This window comes from Candidatus Regiella insecticola LSR1 (assembly GCF_000143625.1).
Lineage (GTDB): Bacteria > Pseudomonadota > Gammaproteobacteria > Enterobacterales > Enterobacteriaceae > Regiella > Regiella insecticola.
Map to the genome: position 1 here is coordinate 2,490 of NZ_GL379651.1, position 4,260 is coordinate 6,749.

The 4,260-nt window shown below is 40.7% G+C and carries 5 protein-coding genes; 3 read left to right on the plus strand and 2 right to left on the minus strand.

What is annotated here, in order from left to right; genetic code table 11:
* The coding region (locus REG_RS14845) for a phosphoenolpyruvate-utilizing N-terminal domain-containing protein (protein ID WP_039908386.1) at positions 1-725 on the minus strand (725 nt) is incomplete at its 3' end.
* 45 nt (positions 726-770) lie between these two features.
* A complete protein-coding gene (gene ptsH / locus REG_RS08815) occupies positions 771-1,028 on the minus strand; it encodes a phosphocarrier protein Hpr (RefSeq protein ID WP_006705324.1) in 258 nt (85 codons plus the stop codon).
* Between the two features lie 665 nt (positions 1,029-1,693).
* Between ptsH and zipA the strand changes: the two genes are divergently transcribed.
* The 3 genes from zipA to ligA all read left to right on the plus strand — a co-directional run.
* Complete coding sequence (gene zipA / locus REG_RS08820; RefSeq protein WP_006705325.1) at positions 1,694-2,554, plus strand: cell division protein ZipA; 861 nt, start codon at positions 1,694-1,696, stop codon at positions 2,552-2,554.
* Positions 2,535-2,738: a hypothetical protein gene (locus REG_RS08825; protein WP_039908391.1), complete on the plus strand. Its 204-nt coding sequence runs from the start codon at positions 2,535-2,537 to the stop codon at positions 2,736-2,738. Before zipA ends, REG_RS08825 begins: the two co-directional genes overlap by 20 nt.
* On the plus strand, positions 2,735-4,260 hold a 1,526-nt coding region (gene ligA / locus REG_RS08830; protein ID WP_039908394.1), incomplete at its 3' end, for an NAD-dependent DNA ligase LigA. The genes REG_RS08825 and ligA, both read left to right, overlap by 4 nt.

Here is a 4,260-nt window from a genome sequence, read left to right on the forward strand (position 1 = left end):
TTTTTTAAGTTTTTAAGCCGTTCTATCTCCTCTGCTGTTGGATTAATATAAATTTTATTGTTAATCGCATCGAGGATTAAATTATCACCATTTTTTACTCGTTGGGTGATGTTATGGGCACCGACAATCGCCGGTAACTCTAAAGAGCGTGCCATAATAGAGGTGTGGGAAGTTCGTCCGCCCAAATCAGTAATAAAACCAAGCACTTTGTCAAGGTTAAGTTGTGCCGTCTCAGAGGGGGTTAAATCTGCAGCAACCAGGATCACTTCTTCTGAAATCGTGTTCAGATCAATAATATCTAAGCCCAATATATTCTTTAGCAAGCGTTTACCGACATCACGTGTGTCAGTCGCTCTTTCTCTTAGGTACTCGTCATCAAGTCCTGCTAGTTCTCGTGCTTGAGATTCAATTACTGAATGGGCGGCAGCCTCTGCTGTTACCAATTGTTCAGTAATCTGTTTAGTAATTTCCTGCTGAAGGCCTTCATCTTCTAGCAACATAATATGCGCTTCAAAAATTTCCGCCTTATCTTCTCCCAGCATTTTTGTAGCTTTGGTTTGTATTGCTGTTAGCTGTTGACAAGATTTTTTACACCCAGCTTCGAAACGTTCGATCTCTTGCGTTACTTCTTCAGCGGAGGATATCTTTTTATCGTTGATAACAATATTATCTTCTAACAATAAACGCGCTTTACCAAAAGCAATACCTGGTGATACTGAAATCATAGCCTTACCTTACTCCTATTATCGGTTTAAAAAGACAAGGTTATCTTATTCAAGATCATTCATCAGTTTTACCAAATGTTCGACTGCTTTTTGTTCATCATCTCCCTGCGCTTGGATAGTAACCTTGCTCCCTTTAGCCAAGCCCAGCGTTTGCAATTTGAATAAACTTTTAGCACTCGCACTTTTTTTATTTGAGGTGACGGTAATGTCAGAAGAAAATGTTTTTGCTTCTTTGACAAACTGTGCCGCAGGGCGAGTATGCAAACCATTTGGAGCAGTAATAGTAACTTCTTGTTTAAACATGATTTTCTCAACTTATTTTGGATTTTATATTGCGGAGCTTAAGTGTAAAACTAGTCTCTTAGACTCAAGCCTATCTAACATAACGGTTTAGTTAATCACTAAACCAAAAAGGCAAAATCAATTATAATGTGGTCAAAATTTTGATCTAGCCCACAAAAAAAGTATTTAGATCAGTATTTTTTAAATTTTTCAACATAATGCTGCCGCTTTTTATTGCTGTCTACGACAAAAATGTAAGTAATTTGGCGTATAATTAATCAAACGAGACAAACCGCATTCAACACAATTGAATAACAGCCGAAAATAACCGTAGGTGCTAAGGATCTATTCCAAGTTTTCTTTAGCAACTCGCAGCGATTTCGAACAAGCTTTAATGCATACCATACTGTTTGATTCTCTATAATATAAAAATATTGGGCTATCATATCGGTAAGCTTTTTCACTGGCTAGCCATAAGTTGTGCGGTTAAGAGATTAAACGATAATTATAATCACTTTTCTTGGTAGGAAATTGAGCACGGATCTGCACTGGCGTGCATTAAACAGTAGTATTTAAGAGCCTATTCGAAATCTTCTTGAGCTCAGCGATTTCGAATAGGCTCTAGAAGATATGTATACGCCTTTGTAGCAATCTATCGAAACCACAAAATTGTAGAGATTCTAACGATGCAGGATTTGCGTCTAATATTAATCATTGTTGGTGTCACCGCCATAATCGCTTTATTATTTCATAGTCTGTGGATCGGCAATAAAGAACGCTCTGCGCTGTTTCGTGATCGCTCAATTCAACCTAAGCGACCACAAGAAAACAATCAAACGTTATTTGACGATGAAGGCGTGGGAGAAGTGCGAGTGGTTACCTCATTAACCCCAGATAAAGTTTTTCCCCGCCAAATAGATAAAAAAAATAAGATAAAGCACGTTCAATCAACTGATAAAATTAAGCCAGGATTGGCAAAAAAAGTATCGCCCCAAACCGAGGCTGTCCCACTTGCTGCACAAGAAGCAAATAAAAATAACGATCCGCCCATGAAGGATAAATCTTGCACAGACACCGATGAAAAAAATTCATTGAATGAAGCCAAATTATCAGAGCCAGAAAGTGATAAACAGCGCTCAGAAAAGCTATTAGTGCTACATGTTGTTGCTCATCAAGGTAATGTTCTCTCAGGTGATCTGCTATTACCCATTATTTTTCAGGAGGGTTTTCACTTTGGTGAAATGAATATCTTCCACCGACATGCCAACCCTGCAGGAGATGGGGCGGTATTATTTAGTCTAGCCAATATGATTAAGCCGGGATCTTTTGATCTTAATAGCATGCCCGATTTTACCACACCGGGTGTTTCAATATTTATGATGCTACCTTCTGCCTATGGTAAAGCCAGCCAAAATTTTAAATTGATGCTGCAATCAGCTCAACGGATTGCAGATGCTGTCGGAGGTGTAGTGCAGGACGATGAACACCGCATGATGACACCTCAAAAATTGGCAGAATATAATAATTGTGTCCGTTGCAGTATGTGATGCTAATCACAATATACCCTTCGCCTTTAAATTCGCCGCGTTGTTGGCTGCGAGCCCCTCGCCCTCATGGATGTCTACTCTCATCGGTCGGTCGGCCCTGGCAGCCGAAGGCAACTTCAAAGACGAAGGGTATGAAATTGCAGTATTCATGACAGAAAATATCGGCAATAATAATGATCTATGAAATCAATAATTCAACAAATTAACCAACGACGCGCCATATTACAGCACCATGAATATCAATATCACGTGTTGGATAATCCTGAAATACCTGATGCTGAATATGATCGTTTAATGAATGAATTACGGGAATTAGAAACACAATATCCTGAGCTAATTTGTGCAGACTCACCCACTCAACGTGTAGGAGCAGTACCATTAAATATCTTCGAGCAAGTAAAACATGAATCTCCTATGTTGTCGTTGGACAACGTATTCGATGAAAAAAGTTACCTTGCATTTCACCAACGATTACATAATCGCTTAAATCTTACCGAAGAGCTCGCCTTCTGCTGTGAGCCAAAATTGGATGGCGTAGCGGTCAGTTTGCTGTATGAAAAGGGTGAATTGGTGCGAGCTGCTACCCGGGGTGATGGCAGCATTGGCGAAAATATCACCGCTAATGTACGTACTATTCGCACTATCCCCTTGCGCTTACGAGGCGATGATATTCCACAACAAATTGAAATACGCGGCGAAGTTTTTATGCCGTTAATAGGTTTTGCGCAATTTAACGAAGCAGCAAGACATAAGGCGGAAAAAAAATTTTTTTCCAATCCACGTAATGCCGCCGCGGGATCGCTACGCCAACTTGATCCGCGCATTACGGCTAAACGGCCATTAGATTTTTTTTGTTATGGTATGGGGCTACTCAAAGGAGGCGCTCTACCGCAACATCATTTGCAACGTTTACTGCAATTTAAAGCTTGGGGTTTACCTGTTAGTAATCAAATAAAACGTTGCATTGGTAGTGATCAAATCATTGCTTTCTATCGTCATCTTGAACAACAACGTGACAGATTAGATTTTGATATTGATGGGGTAGTCATCAAAGTGGACGATCTCTCATTGCAAGAACGATTGGGCTTTAGTGCTCGAGCGCCTCGCTGGGCTACCGCGTTTAAATTTCCAGCACAGGAAAAAATGACTCAAGTCCGTCAGGTAGAATTTCAAGTTGGACGCACGGGGGCAATCACCCCGGTCGCGAGATTAGAGCCCATCCAGCTCGCCGGTGTAATGGTGAGTAATGCGACCTTACATAATGCTGATGAAATAAAACGCCTTGATCTACATATCGGCGATACCGTTATTATACGCCGAGCGGGAGATGTAATCCCTAAAATCGTTAGCGTGGTAATGAATGCACGGCCTTTAGAGGCGCAAGAAGTGAGCTTTCCATTGCATTGCCCAGTATGTGGTTCAGATATTGAACGCCTTGAAGGCGAAACTATTGCCCGTTGTAGTGGTGCGCTATTGTGTACGGCACAACGTAAAAAAATGCTGAAACATTTTGTCTCTCGTCGGGCGCTCGATGTCGATGGCATGGGTGATAAAATCATTGAACAGCTGGTGACAAAAGAATACGTAAAACACCCTGCAGATTTATTTCATTTAACCGTCGAAAAATTGATGGGATTAAATCGAATGGGAGCCAAATCAGCGCATAATCTGATAGCAGCGTTAGAAAAGCGAAACAAACGACTTTT